A 16,145-nucleotide genomic window follows, 5' to 3' on the forward strand; every position below is an offset into this window, starting at 1 on the left:
ATTTTGCAGGGAGGTTGGCGGGTGACAACAGGAACCAGACCACTTGAGGGCTTGCGGGTTATCGAGCTGGGTCAGCTGCTGGCAGGGCCGTTTACCGGCACCATCCTGGCGTATTTCGGCGCCGAGGTCATCAAGGTGGAACCCCCCGGCGGCGACCCGATTCGCGGCTGGCGCATTGTCCAGGACGGTACCTCGCTCTGGTACCGCAGTCTGGGCCGCAACAAGAAGAGCGTCACCCTGGACCTCAAGAGTGAGCGCGGCCGCGAGCTGGTGTTGCAGCTGCTGGATGGCGCCGATGTGCTGGTGGAGAACTTTCGCCCCGGCGCCATGGAGGAGTGGGGCCTGGGTCCGGAGGTGGTCAAGGCGCGCAACCCGGCGCTGGTGTATGCCCGGATATCCGGCTATGGCCAGACCGGTCCCTATGCCGGCAAGCCCGGCTACGCTTCGGTCACGGAAGGGTTTGGGGGCTTTCGCTACATCAACGGTGAGCCCGGCCACGCGCCGGTGCGGCCCAATATCAGCCTGGGCGATACGGTTGCGGCCCTGCACGCGGCCCTGGGCATTACCCTGGCGCTGCTGCAGCGCGGCAAGACGGAGGGCGGTGCAGGGCAGGTGGTGGATGTGGCGCTGTACGAGTCCATCTTCAACCTGCTGGAGGGCATTGTCCCCGAGTACGACGGCGCCGGCGTGATCCGCGAGCCCTCGGGCACCACGGTCACTGGCATTGTGCCGACCAACACCTACCGCTGCGACGACGGCAAGTACGTGGTCATCGGCGGCAACGGCGACTCCATTTTCAAGCGCCTGATGACGGCGGCGGGGCGCTCGGACATGGCCGCGGACCCGGCGCTTGCCGACAACGCCGGCCGCGTGCGCCACGAGCACGAGATCGACAAGGCCCTGAATCTCTGGTGTGGCCAGCATTCCTCCGAGCACATCATCTTTGTCCTCGAGCAGGCGGGAGTGCCGGTGGGGCCTATCTACAGCGTGGCCGACATGCTCCAGGATCCCCAGTATCAGGCCCGCGGCATGTTCGAGCAGGTGGAGATCGACGGCAAGCCACTGCAGATACCGGCCATAGTGCCGCGGCTGGCGGATACCCCCGGACGTACGGACTGGCCCGGCGGGGCGCTGGGCAGCCACAACCGGGAAGTATTGCAGGGGCTGCTGGGGCTGGATGAGGAGGAACTGGCGCAGCTGTCGGCGCAGGGCATCATCGGCCCGGCCGCTGAACCGGCCTGATGGACCCGCGACTGGAAGCACTGCTCTGGTGGGGCTCCGGCCTGTCGCTGCTGTGCCTGGTGGCAACTGTGGTCGGCGTGCCCTGGGTGGTGAGTCGACTGCCCGGTGATTATTTCAATCAGCCCACCCGCTCGGTCTGGCGCAACTACGCGGATTTTCCGCGCTCGGTGCTGTTGCTGGGTGCGCTCAAGAACCTGGTCGGGGTGCTGCTGGTCTTGCTCGGCTTGCTCATGCTGTTCACACCGGGGCAGGGGCTGCTGACCCTTCTGGTGGGGCTGCTGCTGATGAACTTTCCCGGCAAGTACCGGTTCGAGCGCTGGCTGGTACGGCGCCGCGGCGTACTGACTGCGCTCAACTGGCTGCGTCGGCGCAGCGGGCGTCCTCCACTTGCCTCTCCCATGCCTGAGCACGATCACCCGCCAACGCCCCGGGATGACTGAACACCAGACTGCCATCCTCCAGTGACGCCGTGGGCAGGGTCTTGCGGTCGCTGACGTAATCCTGGGGGTTCAGCCAGGGTTCGCGGTCGCCCTGTTTCGGCAGCAGGTGCATGACCCGTTGCAGGTAGCCGGCGCTGAAGCCTTCGATCCAGGGTCGCGCGGGCATGTCGTGCTCGTCGGCCCGCAGGGTCGGGGTTACCTGTTCCAGTCCTTTCCGGTCCATGTGGTTCAGCAGCCGGCAGACAAAGCGCGCGATCAGGTCCGCACGCAGGGTCCAGGAGGCGTTGATGTAGCCGAAGGTATTGGCCATGTTGGGCACGCCGGAGTACATCATGCCGCGCCAGGTCCAGCGCTGGCTGAAGTCGACCGTTTCCCCGTCCACCTCGAACACGATTTTGCCCGTCACTACCAACTCCAGCCCGGTAGCGGTGACGATAATGTCCGCGGGCAGTTCCTGGCCCGACTGCAGGCGGATGCCGCGCTCGGTAAATTCCGCGATATGCTCCGTGACTATTTCGGCGCGGCCGCTGCGCAGAGCGGCATAGAGGTCGCCGTCGGGCACCAGGCACAGGCGCTGGTCCCAGGGGTTGTAGTCGGGAGTGAAATGGCGCTCGACATCGAACCCGGGTCCCAACTCCTTGCGCAGCATGCCCAGCAGGCGCGCCTTGACCTGCTTCGGATGGGTGCGGGTCTTGCGATAGAACCACTGCTGCAGGCGGGTATTTTTCCAGCGGGTGAGGGCGTAGGCCCAGCGCTCCGGCAGCAGCCTGCGCAGCAGGTTCGCCAACCGGTCCCTGGCCGGCCGGGAAATCACCCAGGTGGGCGAGCGCTGCAGCATGGTGACCCTTGCCGCCTTTTCCGCCAGCGTCGGTACCAGGGTCATTGCGGTGGCGCCGGAGCCTATGACCACCACGCGCCTGTCGCGGTAGTCGAGGTCCTCGGGCCAGTGCTGCGGGCGCACGATGGGACCCTGAAAACGCTCCTGGCCGGGGAAGACGGGGTCGTGACCGTGCGCGTAGTTGAAGTAGCCGGCGCACATGAGCAGGAACTGGCAACTGAAAGTCTCGCGCTGTTCCCGGCCGTCACTGACAACTGCGACCTCCAGCTCCCAGCGTGCCTGCTTACTGCAGAAGCGCGCCCGCTCGACCCGGTGCTGGAAGTGGATCTTCTCTTCCACACCGTGTTCGCGGGCGGTTTCCTTGATGTAGTCGAGAATCGCCGGCCCGTCGGCGATGGCCCTGGGATTGCGCCAGGGTTTGAAGTCGTAGCCCAGGGTGTGCATGTCGCTGTCCGAGCGAATCCCCGGATAGCGGAACAGATCCCAGGTGCCACCCATGGCGGCGCGGCTTTCCAGCAGCGCCACGTGCTTGCCCGGGCACTGCTGCTGCAGATGCACCGCGGCCCCGATGCCGGAGAGTCCGGCACCGACGATAATAACGTCGTAATGCCGCTCTGGCGTAAACGCCCCGGCTTCGCGGGCAGTCATCTCAGGCCCGGCCAAGGATGGAGCGTGCGACCAGCTCGCGCATGATCTCCGAGGTGCCGCCGTAAATGCGCTGGATGCGCGCATCGGTGTAGAAGCGCGAGATCGGGTATTCCACCGTGTAGCCGTAGCCGCCAAACAGCTGCAGGCATTCGTCGATGGTGTCGCACTGCATTTCACAGGAGGCCAGCTTCAGCATCGCCGCCTTGTCGGCGGTCAGTTCGCCGCGGCTGTATTCGTCCGCGCACTGTTCGTAGAGAGCCCGATTGAGCGCGATCTCGGTGCGCACATCAGCGAGCTTGAAGCGGGTATTCTGGAAGCTGCCGATGGCCTGGCCGAAAGCCTTGCGCTCCAGCACGTACTCCACCGTCAGGTCGAGCGCGCCCTCGGCGGCGGCCACTGCCTGGGCGGCGATGCCCAGGCGCTCCCGCGGCAGCTCTTCCATCATGATCATGAAGCCCTTGTTTTCCTGGCCCAGTAGCGCATTCGCCGGCAGGCGCATGTCCTGGAAGAACAGCAGGGCGGTGTCGGAGGCGTGCTGGCCGATCTTCTCGATCTTCTTGCCGCGCTCGAAGCCCGGCAGGCGGGTATCCACCAGGAACAGCGAGGTACCCTTGGCGCCCTTGCCGGGGTCGGTGATGGCGGCGACGATCACCAGGTCCGCGTGCATGCCGTTGGTGATAAAAATCTTGGAGCCGTTCAGCACCCACTCGTCGCCGTCGCGGACGGCATTGGTGCGGATGCCCTGGACGTCGGAGCCGGCGCCGGGTTCGGTCATCGCCAGGGCGCCGACGGCGTCACCGCTGACCATGCGCGGCAGCCACTGCTGCTTTTGTTCTTCCGTACCGTGGCGGGACAGATAGGGGGCGACGATATTGGAGTGAATACCGAAGCCGGAGGCAAAGCCGCCGAAGCCCATCCGCGACAGCTCTTCGATCAGCATCAGGGTGACGTGGGGCGAGGTGCCCGCGCCACCGTAGGCTTCGTCCACATCCGCGCACAGCAGGCCGGCGGCACCCAGGGTGCGCCACAGCTCCCTCGGCACCATGTGCTCCTCTTCCCACTGTTCATAGTGGGGGCTGATCTCGGCCTCGAAGGCACGGCGCGCCATGTCGCGGAACAGGGTCATTTCTTCGGACTGCATGCGGGTCTCTCCAGTGTCAGGTGCGGGCAATGATAACCCTATGGGGTGGTGGCCGACCACTCAGGCGGTGCTACACTAGCGGACATCGATAATCAGTTGCTGGAGAGCACACATGCGCGAATATCTGCAGTTTTACATCAATGGTGAGTGGGTCGATCCGGCCCGGCCCAACCCCCACGACGTGATCAACCCGGCCACCGAGGAAGTCTGTGCGCACATCTCGCTGGGTTCCGAGGAAGATGTGGACCGTGCGGTGGCCGCTGCCCGCGCCGCGTTCGAGACCTGGGGCTACAGCAGCCGCGAAGAGCGGATTGCGGTGCTGGAGTCCTGTGTCGCCACGTATGAGAAATACTACAACGACATCGCGGACGCCATCCGCGAGGAAATGGGCGCGCCCAAATCCCTGGCGGTATCGTCCCAGGCCCACGCTGGCCTCGGCCATCTGAAGGAAGCGCTGCGGGTGCTGCGGAACTTCCCCTTCGAGGAGAACCTCGGTGAGCACCGGGTGTTCAAGGAGCCGATCGGGGTCTGTGGCCTGATCACGCCCTGGAACTGGCCAGTGAACCAGATCGGCTGCAAGGTGGCACCGGCCCTGGCGGTGGGCTGCACCATGATCCTCAAGCCTTCCGAAGTGGCGCCCCTGTCGGGCTACGTGTTTGCCAAGATCATGCACGAGGCCGGGGTGCCGGCGGGTGTGTTCAACCTGGTCAACGGCGACGGCCCGACGGTGGGCACGGCACTGTCCAAGCACCCGGGGGTGGACATGATGTCCTTTACCGGGTCCACCCGCGCCGGTTCCCTGGTGGCGCAGAATGCGGCGCCGACGGTGAAGCGCGTGACCCAGGAACTGGGCGGCAAGTCTCCCAACATCATCCTCGACGACGCCGACCTGGAAAAGGCGGTGACCCGCGGCGTGCTGCACATGTACAACAACACCGGCCAGTCCTGCAACGCGCCCTCCCGCATGCTGGTACCCCGGGAGCGTCTCGCCGAGGCCGAGGCGATTGCGGCGAAGGTGACGGAAAAAGTGGTGATCGGCGACCCGGCGGATGACGCCACCACCATGGGCCCGGTGGTCTCGGAGTTGCAGTTCAACAAGATCCAGGGCCTGATCGAGAAGGGCATTGCCGAGGGCGCCAAGCTGGTCTGCGGCGGTCCCGGGCGCCCCGAGGGCATCGACAAGGGGTATTTCGTGCGCCCCACCGTGTTTTCCGAGGTCAACAATGACATGACCATCGCCCGCGAGGAAATCTTCGGGCCGGTACTGGTGATGATTCCCTACGACAGCGAGGACGAGGCCATCCGCATCGCCAACGACACGCCCTACGGCCTGGCGGGCTACATCCAGAGTGGCGATATGGAGCACGCGCGTCGGGTCGCTTCCCGTATCCGCGCCGGCAACGTGCACATCAACGGTGCCAGCGGTGGATACAATGTGCCCTTCGGCGGCTACAAGCAGTCCGGCAACGGTCGCGAGTGGGGCGCCCACGGCTTCACTGACTTCCTTGAAATCAAGGCAATCGAGGGCTATGGCACCTGATATGGGTGCCTTTATCCTCGCCATCGATCAGGGCACGACCGGTACCACGGTTGCCCTGATGGATGAAAAGGGTCAGCTCCGGACCAGCGTCAATATCGAGTTCCCCCAGCACTACCCCAAGCCTGGCTGGGTGGAGCATGACGCCGGGGATATCTGGAACACGGTGCAGCGTGGCATTCGCGCCGTGCTGCGCAAGCGGCTGTGCAAGCCCGGTGATATCGCCGCCATCGGCATCACCAACCAGCGCGAGACCTCGCTGCTCTGGGATCGCGGCAGTGGCGAGCCCCTGAACCGGGCCATCGTCTGGCAGTGTCGACGCACCACCGAGTTCTGCGAAACCCTCAAGGCCGGCGGCCACGAGAAGCAGGTACAACGCAAGTCCGGCCTGGTGCTGGACCCGTATTTTTCCGCCAGCAAGTTCCGCTGGCTGCTGCAGAACACCCCCGGCATCGCCCGCAAGCTCAAGGCCGGGCAGGTGGCCGCGGGCACCATCGACAGCTACCTGATCTGGCAGCTCAGCGGCGGCGCCGCGCATGTCAGTGATGTCTCCAACGCCTCGCGCACCTCGCTGATGAACCTGCGCCGGCTGAGCTGGGACAAGGAACTGATGGACCTGTTTGAAGTGCCGGAGGGGATCCTGCCCAACATCGTCTCCTCCAGTGCGGCGCTGGCCCACACCCGCGGCATCCCCGGCTTGCCCGACGGTATTCCCATTGCCGGTGTGGCGGGGGACCAGCAGGCGGCGCTGTTCGGCCAGGCCTGTTTTGCCGCAGGCGATGCCAAGTGCACCTTCGGCACCGGCTCCTTTATCCTCATGAACACCGGCTCCGAACTGCTGCAGTCCCGCTCCGGCCTGCTCACCACGGCGGCCTGGCAGCTGGGCGAGGGCAAGCCGGTCTACGCCCTGGAGGGCGGTGCCTTCGTCTGCGGTGCGGCGGTGCAGTGGCTGCGCGATGGCCTGCAGATCATCAAGCGCTCGGCCGATGTGGAGGCACTGGCGGGCACCGTGGAAGACGCCGGTGGAGTGGAATTCGTGCCGGCGCTGACCGGCCTCGGTGCCCCGCACTGGGCGCCGGACGCGCGTGGAACCCTGAGCGGACTCACCCGCGGCAGCGGGCGCGGCCACATTGCCCGCGCCACCCTGGATGCCATGGCGCTGCAGAACGCGGATATCCTGCTGGCCATGGAGCGTGACCTCGGCAGGCGCATGCGGCCGCTGCGGGTCGATGGCGGTGCCGCCGCCAATAACCTGCTGATGCAGATCCAGGCCGATGTGCTGGGCCGCAAGCTGATTCGGCCACGGGTCATCGAGACCACGGTAGCCGGTGCCTGCTACCTGGCGGGGCTGGGGGTGGGACTCTGGTCGGGCATGGGCGACATCCGCAAGATCTGGGCCGCGGACCAGGAGTTCAAGGTGAAGGTGTCTGCTGGCGCCAGGCGCCAGCGGCAGGCATCCTGGCAGGCCGCACTGGCCCGTACCCTGCTCTGAACGCTGCCCGTGGCCGACATACTCCCGTTTCGCAAGCCGTCCCTGCAGGAAAAACACAAGGGCAAGACCCTGTGCCGCCACGGCCATCACAAGTGGGTGATGGACAAGGCGAAGCAGTTTGACGTGAAGCAGGGCAGGCTGGTGACAGTCTACCGCTGCGCCCGCTGTGGGAAGCAGAAGGTGAAGGCACACTGATACTCGACAGGAGATCGAATGATGACAGGTACCAAGGCTGGAATACTCGCTACTGCCATGGCGGTTGCAATGGGGACCGGGTTGCTCACCGCCTGCGATCGGCAGCGGGATCCGGCACCGGTGGCCGCCACCACGTCGGAGCAGCGTACGCCCGCGGCGGATCTGGTGATTCGCAACGCGCGGATCTATACCCAGAATCCGGAGCAGCCAGAAGCTTCGAGTGTTGCGGTCGTGGACGGTGCAATTGTCGCGGTGGGGGACGATGCCGCAACCGCGATGTTCGTCGCTGACAGCACTCGGGTAATCGACGCGGAACAGGGCATGCTGCTGCCGGGACTGCACGACGCCCACGTGCACCCGCTGTCGTCGGGCGCCGCCCTGCTGGGCTGTTCCCTGAGCGACGCGGCCTCCGAGGAGGCTATCCTGCAGGGCCTGCAGGCCTGTGCCACCGATACTGCTGACGATGAATGGCTGGTGGGTCTCGATTTCAACCTGGGGTTGTTTCCGAACGGCAACCCGAACAAGGCTTCGCTCGACGCGCTGTTTCCGGAGCGCCCGGTCTACCTCGCCGCCGCTGATGGGCACTCCGCCTGGGTAAACTCCCGCGCCCTGGCACTCGCCGGTATTACCGCGGATACGCCCAACCCGCCGCAAGGGGTGATCGAGCGCGACCCCGCCACGGGTGAAGCGACCGGTACGCTGCGCGAGACGGCCCAGGCGCTGGTCAGTGACCTGTTGCCGGAGACCGCGCCCGAAGATGATATTGCCGCGCTGCGTGCGGCCGTGGCCTTCATGCACAGCAAGGGCATCACCTCGTTTATCGACGCCGCGGTTGGCGAGCAGCACTGGCGGGCCTATCGGTCGCTGGCCGCTGCCGGGGATTTGCGGGCCCGGGTCCGGACCTCCCTGACCCACGGTACCTTCAGCCAGCATCCCGGCGACGAATTCGACGCGGTGCTGGCGCGGCGGGGCGAGTATGCCGGCGAACAGGTGAACACCGACGCGGTGAAGCTGTTTGTCGACGGCGTGCTTGAGGGCGAGACGGCGGCCCTGGTGACACCCTATCTCGGAGACGATCCGCACCGGGGGGAAATCAACTTTGACCCGGAGGAACTCAAGGACATTGTCACGCGCCTGGATGCCATGGGCCTGCAGGTTCACGTCCACGCCATTGGCGACCGCGGCGTGCGCATCGCGTTGGACGCCTTCGAGGCGGCGCGAGCACGCAACGGCGAGCGCGACAACCGGCACCATATTGCCCACCTGCAGCTTGTTCACCCCGAGGACATCCCGCGATTTGCCGAACTCAATGTCAGCACCACGTTCCAGGCGTTGTGGGCGTATCCGGACAGCTACATTACCGAGATCAATCTCCCGGCTGTCGGCGCCGAACGGGTGGATCGCATGTACCCGGTTCGCAGTCTCCAGCGCGCGGGAGCCCGTATCGTCGGCGGCAGTGACTGGTCGGTGTCATCGGTGAATCCACTGGATGCGATCGAAACCGCCCTGCGCCGGCAGGACCCCGACAGCATTGTCGAAGGCACCCTGAATGCGGCGGAGTCGGTTACCCTGGGCACCATGCTCGCCGCCTACACTCGCAACGCAGCCTGGCTGATGCATCAGGAGGACACTGTCGGCAGCATCGAGGTGGGCAAGCGGGCGGACCTGGTGATGTTGGATCGGGACCTCTACCGCATTCCCGTCGAAGACATCAATACCACCGCGGTGCGGATGACGCTGTTTGACGGCGAAGTGGTCTATCAGGCCAGGTAGTTGGTGCCTGGCTCGCCTGTTCCCTGGCGACGCCATGACCGCCGGGAGGAGCATACGGTCAAGGCCCTGCAGCGCCTTCAGAGATAAAGCGCACAGCCTGCACTAGCCAGTCTATACTGCTGTCATCAACGTCGGTTTCGCAGGGGGCGTGACCGTGAATGTGATCCAGCTTGCCGTGCGCAATCCCGCAGCGACTTTAGTCGCGGCGCTGCTGGTGCTGGGTTTTGGGGTGCTGGCGATTTACCGACTGCCCATCCAGTTGCTCCCGGAACTGACTCCCCCGAAGATATTCATCTTTACCGGCTGGCGCGCCGCCGCACCCGAGGAAATCGAGGAACAGATCGTCCAGGGCCAGGAGCGCGTGCTCGGCAATATCCAGGGCGTGACCAGCATGGTCAGTTCCATCGCCCGGGACCAGGGCTATATCGAGCTCAACTTCGAGATTGGCTGGGACATGCAGCAGGGGCTGATCGACGTCATCACCAATCTCAACCAGGCACCGCCCCTGCCCGCCGATGCCGACGAACCGATTGTGCGTGCCGGGGCCGGGACCACCGGCAACAACGCCGCGGCCACCCTGCAGCTGTTTCGCGCCGACGGCACCGACACCGATGTCAGCGTCTATGAAGATCTGGTGACCACCGTCATCGAGCCCCGGCTGGCGCGCGTACCCGGTGTCTCCGAGGTTCGCCTGGAATCCCGCCGCGAGCGTGAAATTGCGGTCAACATCGATCCCTACCGGCTCGCGGGCATGGGTGTCGCCATCGACGATGTAACCCGGGCGCTGCGTCGCGCTACCGATGTCTCCGGCGGCTTCGCCGATGTCGGCCGGCGTCAGTATACGGTCCGTATTGCCGGCAGCTTTGGCATTGACCGGCTCGGTGAGCTGGTCGTTGGCTGGCGCAATCAACAACCGGTCTACCTGCACGACGTGGCCAGCGTCGAGGCGGGCTTCATGAAACGCAACAGCTTTTCCCGGCGCAACGGCAATCCGTCCTATTACATCCGCCTGAATCGAAGCAACGGCGCCAACACCGTGGAGCTGCTCGATGGCCTCAAGGCGGTGATTGCCGAATTGAATGCCGGGCCGCTTGCGGCCGAGGGACTCACCCTGGAGCTGAGTTTCGACGCCTCGCTGCACATCCGCCGGGCGATCGCCCTGGTGCAGGGCAACCTGTTGCTCGGGCTGGTGCTGTCGAGTTTGGTGCTGTTTTATTTTCTGCGGGTCATGCGCGCCACCTTGGTCATTGCCCTGAGTATACCGCTGTCGTTGATGGGCGCGTTCCTGGCGCTGCAGGTAACCGGCCACAGCCTCAACGTCATCTCTCTTGCTGGCCTCGCATTCGCGGTGGGGTTGTCGATGGATGCCTCCATTGTGGTGCAGGAAAATATCATGCGCCTCGGGCAGCAGGGCCTGGGTCGGCGCGCGGCGGCGGAAGCCGGTGCCCGCGAGGTGGCGCCGGCGCTGCTGTCATCGACCCTGACCACGGTGGCGATTTTTGTTCCCATCATTTTCCTCGAGGGGCTGGAAGGCCAGTTGTTCAAGGACCTGGCGATCACGCTTTCGGCGGCGGTGCTGATGTCGCTGCTGGTGTCACTGACCGTGCTGCCGATGGCGACCGCACACGCCGCACTGTCCCAGGTCCCGGTCGACCCCCTGCGGAGTTTCTGGATCCGGTTGGCGGACTGGATTGACCGCCGCACCCTCTCCGGCCGCGCCCGCATGCGCTGGATCCTGGTCATTCTGGGCGCTTCGATCCTGACCGTGGGAATATTGATGCCGAAGGTGGATTTCTTGCCCAAGGCCGATGTCGATGCGGTCGAGAGCTACCTTGACCTGCCCCCGGGCACCAGTCTCGATACCATCGAGAAAGAGATTTTCGGCGAGATAGAGCGGCGCCTGCGGCCACACCTTGCGGGCACCAGGGAGCCCGCGGTACGCGGCTTCAATGTCGGCGTCGGTCCTGGCTACGGCACGGTGTTCCTGTACCCGGCGGAGCCCGAGGGCACAGAACCCATGATCGAAATCATGCGCGAGGAAATTCTCGCCGGCCTGCCCGACGTGGAACCTTTCGTGCGCCGTGCGTCGATGATCCAGGTGGACGGCGGCGGTCGCAGCATCGCCATCGATATCCGCGGCGCAGATCTCGAAACCCTGATGCGGGTTGCCACTGTCGGCATGGAACAGGTCAAGCAGATGTGGGAGGACGGCAGTGCCTATGCCCAGCCCGCCCTGACCATGGATCAGCCGGAGCTGCGCATTGTGCCGGACGACAAGCGTCTCGGTCTCGCGGGCCTGGACCGGATGACCCTGGCCGATGCGGTGCGGGCACTGACCGATGGACTCTATGCCGGAGAGTACTTCGATGGCAATCGCCGCTATGACATGATCGTGCACGGTCCGGGCTGGAGCACACCGGAGGAACTGGCGAGTACCCCCATCGCTACCCCTCTTGCCGGGGTGCAGGCCATCGGCGAACTCGCGGCTATCGAGTACACCGTGGGCCCCGTGCAGCTGCAGCGGGTCGATGGCCTGCGCACGGTCACCATCAACGTGTTGCCACCGGAACAGGTGACGCTCGAGGAGGCGATTGAACGCCTGCGTGCGGAACTGGACCCGGAGCTGCAGGGCATGCTGCCGCCGGGCGCCTCGATCGCCTATCGCGGCAGTGCCGACCGCCTGCAGGAGGCGGTCAACAAGATGTTGCTGAATTTCGCCATCGCCGTGCTGATTCTGTTCGCGATCATGGCGGCAATCTTTCGCTCCGCCTGGGACAGCCTGCTGGTACTGCTGGTCATGCCACCGGCCATCGCCGGCGGGGTACTCGCACTGAAGGCCTACAACGTGTTCAGTTATCAGTCCCTCGATATGCTGACCATGGTCGGTTTCATCATCCTGTTGGGTCTGGTGGTCAACAACGCGATTCTGCTGGTTGACCAGACGCGGATCAGGGAGCGCGAGGGAGTGGCGCGTCGGCAGGCCATACGGGACGCGGTGCTGACCCGGGCGCGCCCGGTATTCATGAGCACCCTCACCAGCATCTTTGGCATGCTGCCACTGATGCTGATGCCGGGCGTGGGCTCGGAAATCTACCGCGGCCTGGCGGCGGTGATTGTCGGTGGCATGATTGCCAGCGGGGGTCTGTCCCTGCTGTTGATGCCAAGCCTGCTGGGGATGGGCATGCAGGCGGCGCAACGACTGCCGGCAGCTGACTCACTGGCAATGGGTGCCAACATGGAGGCGGAACGATGAGGACAACGATACGCTGTGTACAGGTGCTGGGCCTGGCGCTGGTGCTGCCGGCGCTGATAGCCGCGGCCGACACCGGCGTGGTGGTGGAGACTGCCCGTGTCGAGCGCATTGTCATGGGTGCGACCCTGCCGCTCAACGGCAGCGTCTTCAGCCGCAACGATGTTGCGGTGACCGCCGCGGTGGCCGGGGAACTGGACTGGGTTGCGGAGCCCGGCACCCGGATCGGCAGGGGGCAGGTGATTGCACGCCTGGATCGCACACCGTTGCAGCTGCGGCGCGAGGAACTGCAGGGCCTGCTTGAGCGGGAGGCCGTCAACGAGGTCTATCAAAGCAAGGTAGTCGAGCGTTATCTGGCCCTGAGCGAAACCCAGAACCTGTCGGTATTCCTGCTGGACGAGGCCATGTCGCGGCGGGATATCGCGCGCAAGGACATGGCGATCCTGGAGGCGCGTATCCGTCAGCTGGATGACGAAATGGCCCGCTCCGAGGTCCGCGCCCGGTTCAACGGCATTCTGGCGGAGCGCTACAAGCAGGGCGGCGAGTACGTTGTCCCCGGCGAAATCATCGGTCGCCTGGTCGATCTCGAACGGCTTGAAGTGCGGGTGGCCGTGCCGATCAGCTATCGGGCACGGCTCGCGGTCGGTGACCGCCTGGAGATAACCGTGGACGAGGACTCTCAAGCCGGCGTGGTGCGCACACTGATCGCCGCGGGCGACCCTGTCTCGCAGACCTTTGAGCTGCATATCGATCTGCTTGACGCTGACCGCGAGGTCATTATTCCGGGACAGCTGGTCAGGGTGGAGATCCCGCTGGAGGCCAGCCAGATGACCCTGGCGGTGCCGCGGGACGCAGTGGTCATTCGCAGCGAGGGCAGTTACATCTACCGGGTCAGCGCGCGCGGCATAGCCGAGCGGGTGCCGGTAGCCGTCGGTGCGGGACAGGCCCACCTGGTGGCTGTCAGTGGTGAACTGGAGGAAGGGCAGCGTATCGTGGTGCGCGGTGGCGATCGCCTGCGGGAGGGCCAGCAAGTGACCGAGCAGGGGCAGACCCAGGCCAAGCTGCAGAGTTAGGCTGGTGGTACCCCCAGGTCCCGCAGGTAGCGCTGCAACTCGTCGATAAACAACTGCGCCCGTACGGTGCGCGAGGCTTCGGGTTCACTGACCAGATAGATCCCCTCATCCACGGCCATCTCCTGGTCCAGCAGCCGCACCAGGGTACCGCGGCGCAGGTCCGCGGCCACTTCCAGCCGGTCGGCCAACACGATGCCCAGGCCCTGGCGCGCCGCCTCGATGGACTGGAAGCCATAGTCGAAGTGAATATTGCCGCGGCCCCGGGCCCGGTCGATGCCGTGGGTCGCGAACCATTCCTCCCAGTGCTGGAAGCGCTCGTGCAGCAGGGTGTGGTCCAGCAGGTCCCGGGGCTGGTGCACGGGCTGTTCCGCGCTGACCAGCTTGGGTGCGCAGACCGGGAAATAGTATTCCTGGTAGAGCTTGGTCACCACCTTGCCGCGCGCCTCCGGCGCGCCCAGGCACAGGGCCAGGTCGAAGCGGGCGGGCAGGGTGCGCTGGTGCGGCTCAATGGTGGCGCAATGCAGTTCCACCTCCGGGTAGCGCTGGACGTAGACCTGGATAACCCCGGGGAGCCAGTTGATCGAGATGGTGGGCGTGGTGGCGATCACCAACTCGCCGGCCAGCGCCGCCGGGTCCAGGTGCACGACGCCCTCGGCCAGGGCATCGAGCGCAGCCTGGACCACGTTGAGGAAGCGGCGTCCGGCGGCGGTGAGCTGCATGCCGTTGTGGACGCGACTGAACAGGCTGCAGTCCAGCTCGCTTTCCAGCAGCCTGACCTGGTGACTGAGGGCGGCGTGGGTGAGATTCAGTTCCTCTGCGGCCCGGCGCAGATGCCCGTGGCGTCCCACCGCTTCGAAGGCGCGCAGGCTGTTGAGGGGGAAGCGGCGGTCCAGGGGCATATTGGTAACTTTAATTGACCAGAATGGGCAAATTTAATCGCTTGTGGATACATAGGCAAGCCATGGAAAATTACAGGCAAGGGTATGCCTGCACACCACGAGCGTCTGCGCTACCCTGAGAAGTCCGATTGCAACCTGTCGCGCGAGGAACCCGCCATGACCCACATGATCTATCCGACCACCAACCTGAAAGCCACCGAGCAACTGGTGATCGAGCGCGGTGAGGGCGTGTATGTCTACGACAACCAGGGGCGGCAGTACCTGGAGGGCATGAGCGGTCTCTGGTGCACCGCGCTGGGCTATGGCAACGAGGAAATCGTCGCGACCGCGGCGGAGCAGATGCGCACTCTCGCATACTCGCATCTGTTTGGCGGCAAGACCCACCCGGCCGCCATGGCCCTGGCGGACAAGCTGGCCGGGATGGTGCCGGTGGACAATGCCCAGGTGTTCCTCGGCAACTCGGGTTCCGATGCCAACGACACCCAGGTGAAGCTGCTGCGCTATTACTTCAACGCCATCGGCAAGCCGGAGAAATACAAGATCATCTCCCGCGAGCGTGCCTATCACGGCGTCACCGTCGCCGCCGCGTCCCTGACCGGCCTGGTGCCCAATCACACGCACTTCAGCCTGCCTTTTGAAGCACTGGGTATCCTGCGTACCGGGGCGCCGCATTTTTACCGCGACGGCCTGCCCGGCGAGAGCGAAGAAGAGTTTGCCAGCCGCCGGGCGCAGGAATTGGAAGACCTGATTCTGGCGGAGGGCCCGGAGACGATCGCGGCGTTCATTGCCGAGCCCATCAGCGGCGCCGGTGGGGTGGTTGTGCCGCCGAAGGGATACTTCGAGAAAGTCCAGGCGGTGTTGCGCAAGTACGATATCTTCATGTGGGACGACGAGGTGATTTGCGGTTTCGGCCGCACCGGTGCCGACTTCGGTGCCACCAGCTTCGGTATCCAGCCGCAGCTGATGTCCCTTGCCAAGGCCCTGTCCTCAGCCTACCTGCCGGTCAGTGCCGCGATTGTCACCGGTGACATCTACGAGGCTCTGGTGGAGCCCAGCGCCAAGGTGGGGATTTTCGGTCACGGCTATACTTACGGCGGTCACCCGGTAGCCTGTGCCGTCGCCTCGAAAGTGCTGGAAATCTACGAGCGCGACAATCTCTTCGAGCGCGCCCGGGTGATGGGCGAATACATGCAGCGGAAACTGCAGGCTTTTGCCAGTCACCCGCTGGTGGGCGAGGTGCGCGGCATGGGCATGATCGCGGCGCTGGAGCTGGTCGCCAACAAGGACACGCGGCAGCCCTTCGACGGCAACGCCATCGGCGGCTTCTGTGCCCTGCGGGCCCAGGAGGCGGGCCTGATTGTGCGCGCCATGGGTGGCAACAGCATCGCCCTGTGCCCGCCGCTGATCATCTCCGAAGCGCAGGTCGATGAAATGACCGACAAGCTGGGCCGGGCGCTCGATGAAACCCTGGCCCATGTGACGCGGGAGCAACTGCTGGTGGCCTGACCTAATTGTGGGATTGGTAGGCTGTGGGACTGGTAGGCTGTGGGACTGGAGGATTTGTGGGACTGGAAGATTTGTGGGACTGGAAGATTTGTGGGAGCCCGCTCCGCGGGC

The 16,145-nt window shown here is 65.1% G+C and carries 12 protein-coding genes; 9 read left to right on the forward strand and 3 right to left on the reverse strand.

What is annotated here, in order from left to right; genetic code table 11:
* The first annotated feature begins 21 nt into the window (after nt 1-21).
* A complete protein-coding gene (locus tag RLO07_RS08970; protein WP_462291792.1) occupies nt 22-1,242 on the forward strand; it encodes a CaiB/BaiF CoA transferase family protein in 1,221 nt (406 codons plus the stop codon).
* Nucleotides 1,242-1,682: a PGPGW domain-containing protein gene (locus tag RLO07_RS08975; protein ID WP_462291793.1), complete on the forward strand. Its 441-nt coding sequence runs from the start codon at nt 1,242-1,244 to the stop codon at nt 1,680-1,682. Before RLO07_RS08970 ends, RLO07_RS08975 begins: the two co-directional genes overlap by 1 nt.
* Here RLO07_RS08975 and RLO07_RS08980 read toward each other — a convergent pair.
* On the reverse strand, nt 1,594-3,168 hold the full coding sequence (locus RLO07_RS08980; protein ID WP_462291794.1) for a flavin-containing monooxygenase: 1,575 nt from the start codon (nt 3,166-3,168) through the stop codon (nt 1,594-1,596). The genes RLO07_RS08975 and RLO07_RS08980 overlap by 89 nt on opposite strands.
* A 1-nt stretch (nt 3,169) precedes the next feature.
* The gene (locus RLO07_RS08985; RefSeq protein WP_462291795.1) at nt 3,170-4,309 is read right to left on the reverse strand and encodes an acyl-CoA dehydrogenase family protein; all 1,140 of its coding nucleotides are present in this window, start codon (nt 4,307-4,309) and stop codon (nt 3,170-3,172) included.
* A gap of 112 nt (nt 4,310-4,421) precedes the next feature.
* Here RLO07_RS08985 and RLO07_RS08990 point away from each other — a divergent pair, with 112 nt between their 5' ends.
* From RLO07_RS08990 to RLO07_RS09015, 6 genes are all read left to right on the forward strand, one after another.
* Nucleotides 4,422-5,849: an aldehyde dehydrogenase family protein gene (locus tag RLO07_RS08990; RefSeq protein WP_462291796.1), complete on the forward strand. Its 1,428-nt coding sequence runs from the start codon at nt 4,422-4,424 to the stop codon at nt 5,847-5,849.
* On the forward strand, nt 5,839-7,338 hold the full coding sequence (glpK, locus tag RLO07_RS08995; RefSeq protein ID WP_462291797.1) for a glycerol kinase GlpK: 1,500 nt from the start codon (nt 5,839-5,841) through the stop codon (nt 7,336-7,338). Before RLO07_RS08990 ends, glpK begins: the two co-directional genes overlap by 11 nt.
* A 9-nt stretch (nt 7,339-7,347) precedes the next feature.
* Nucleotides 7,348-7,533: a hypothetical protein gene (locus RLO07_RS09000; RefSeq protein ID WP_462291798.1), complete on the forward strand. Its 186-nt coding sequence runs from the start codon at nt 7,348-7,350 to the stop codon at nt 7,531-7,533.
* An 18-nt stretch (nt 7,534-7,551) separates the two neighbouring features.
* On the forward strand, nt 7,552-9,306 hold the full coding sequence (locus RLO07_RS09005; protein WP_462291799.1) for an amidohydrolase: 1,755 nt from the start codon (nt 7,552-7,554) through the stop codon (nt 9,304-9,306).
* Nucleotides 9,307-9,460: 154 nt separating this feature from the next.
* Nucleotides 9,461-12,559, forward strand: coding sequence for an efflux RND transporter permease subunit (locus RLO07_RS09010; protein ID WP_462291800.1), 3,099 nt, complete (start codon nt 9,461-9,463; stop codon nt 12,557-12,559).
* Entirely contained in the window at nt 12,556-13,629 is a 1,074-nt protein-coding gene (locus RLO07_RS09015; RefSeq protein ID WP_462291801.1) for an efflux RND transporter periplasmic adaptor subunit, read from the forward strand. Before RLO07_RS09010 ends, RLO07_RS09015 begins: the two co-directional genes overlap by 4 nt.
* On the opposite strand, the gene RLO07_RS09020 is transcribed toward RLO07_RS09015, so the two are convergent.
* Nucleotides 13,626-14,528, reverse strand: a complete 903-nt coding sequence (locus RLO07_RS09020) for a LysR substrate-binding domain-containing protein (protein WP_462291802.1) — start codon at nt 14,526-14,528, stop codon at nt 13,626-13,628. The genes RLO07_RS09015 and RLO07_RS09020 overlap by 4 nt on opposite strands.
* 156 nt (nt 14,529-14,684) lie before the next feature.
* On the opposite strand from RLO07_RS09020, the gene RLO07_RS09025 reads away from it, so the two are divergent.
* Nucleotides 14,685-16,034 carry an aminotransferase gene (locus RLO07_RS09025; RefSeq protein WP_462291923.1) on the forward strand — a complete coding sequence of 450 codons (1,350 nt, stop codon included), beginning with the start codon at nt 14,685-14,687 and terminating at the stop codon, nt 16,032-16,034.
* The last annotated feature ends 111 nt before the right edge of the window (nt 16,035-16,145 follow it).

Origin of the sequence: Haliea sp. (genome assembly GCF_040221975.1) — a bacterium.
GTDB lineage: Bacteria > Pseudomonadota > Gammaproteobacteria > Pseudomonadales > Halieaceae > Haliea.

What these genes read in the sequence shown, in the direction of transcription:
- RLO07_RS09020 (WP_462291802.1), bottom strand. Translation starts at nt 14,528, where the DNA reads ATGCCCCTGGACCGCCGCTTCCCCCTCAACAGCCTGCGCGCCTTCGAA.
- glpK (WP_462291797.1), top strand. Translation starts at nt 5,839, where the DNA reads ATGGCACCTGATATGGGTGCCTTTATCCTCGCCATCGATCAGGGCACG.
- RLO07_RS08990 (WP_462291796.1), top strand. Translation starts at nt 4,422, where the DNA reads ATGCGCGAATATCTGCAGTTTTACATCAATGGTGAGTGGGTCGATCCG.
- RLO07_RS09005 (WP_462291799.1), top strand. Translation starts at nt 7,552, where the DNA reads ATGATGACAGGTACCAAGGCTGGAATACTCGCTACTGCCATGGCGGTT.
- RLO07_RS09015 (WP_462291801.1), top strand. Translation starts at nt 12,556, where the DNA reads ATGAGGACAACGATACGCTGTGTACAGGTGCTGGGCCTGGCGCTGGTG.
- RLO07_RS08985 (WP_462291795.1), bottom strand. Translation starts at nt 4,309, where the DNA reads ATGCAGTCCGAAGAAATGACCCTGTTCCGCGACATGGCGCGCCGTGCC.
- RLO07_RS08980 (WP_462291794.1), bottom strand. Translation starts at nt 3,168, where the DNA reads ATGACTGCCCGCGAAGCCGGGGCGTTTACGCCAGAGCGGCATTACGAC.
- RLO07_RS08975 (WP_462291793.1), top strand. Translation starts at nt 1,242, where the DNA reads ATGGACCCGCGACTGGAAGCACTGCTCTGGTGGGGCTCCGGCCTGTCG.
- RLO07_RS09025 (WP_462291923.1), top strand. Translation starts at nt 14,685, where the DNA reads ATGACCCACATGATCTATCCGACCACCAACCTGAAAGCCACCGAGCAA.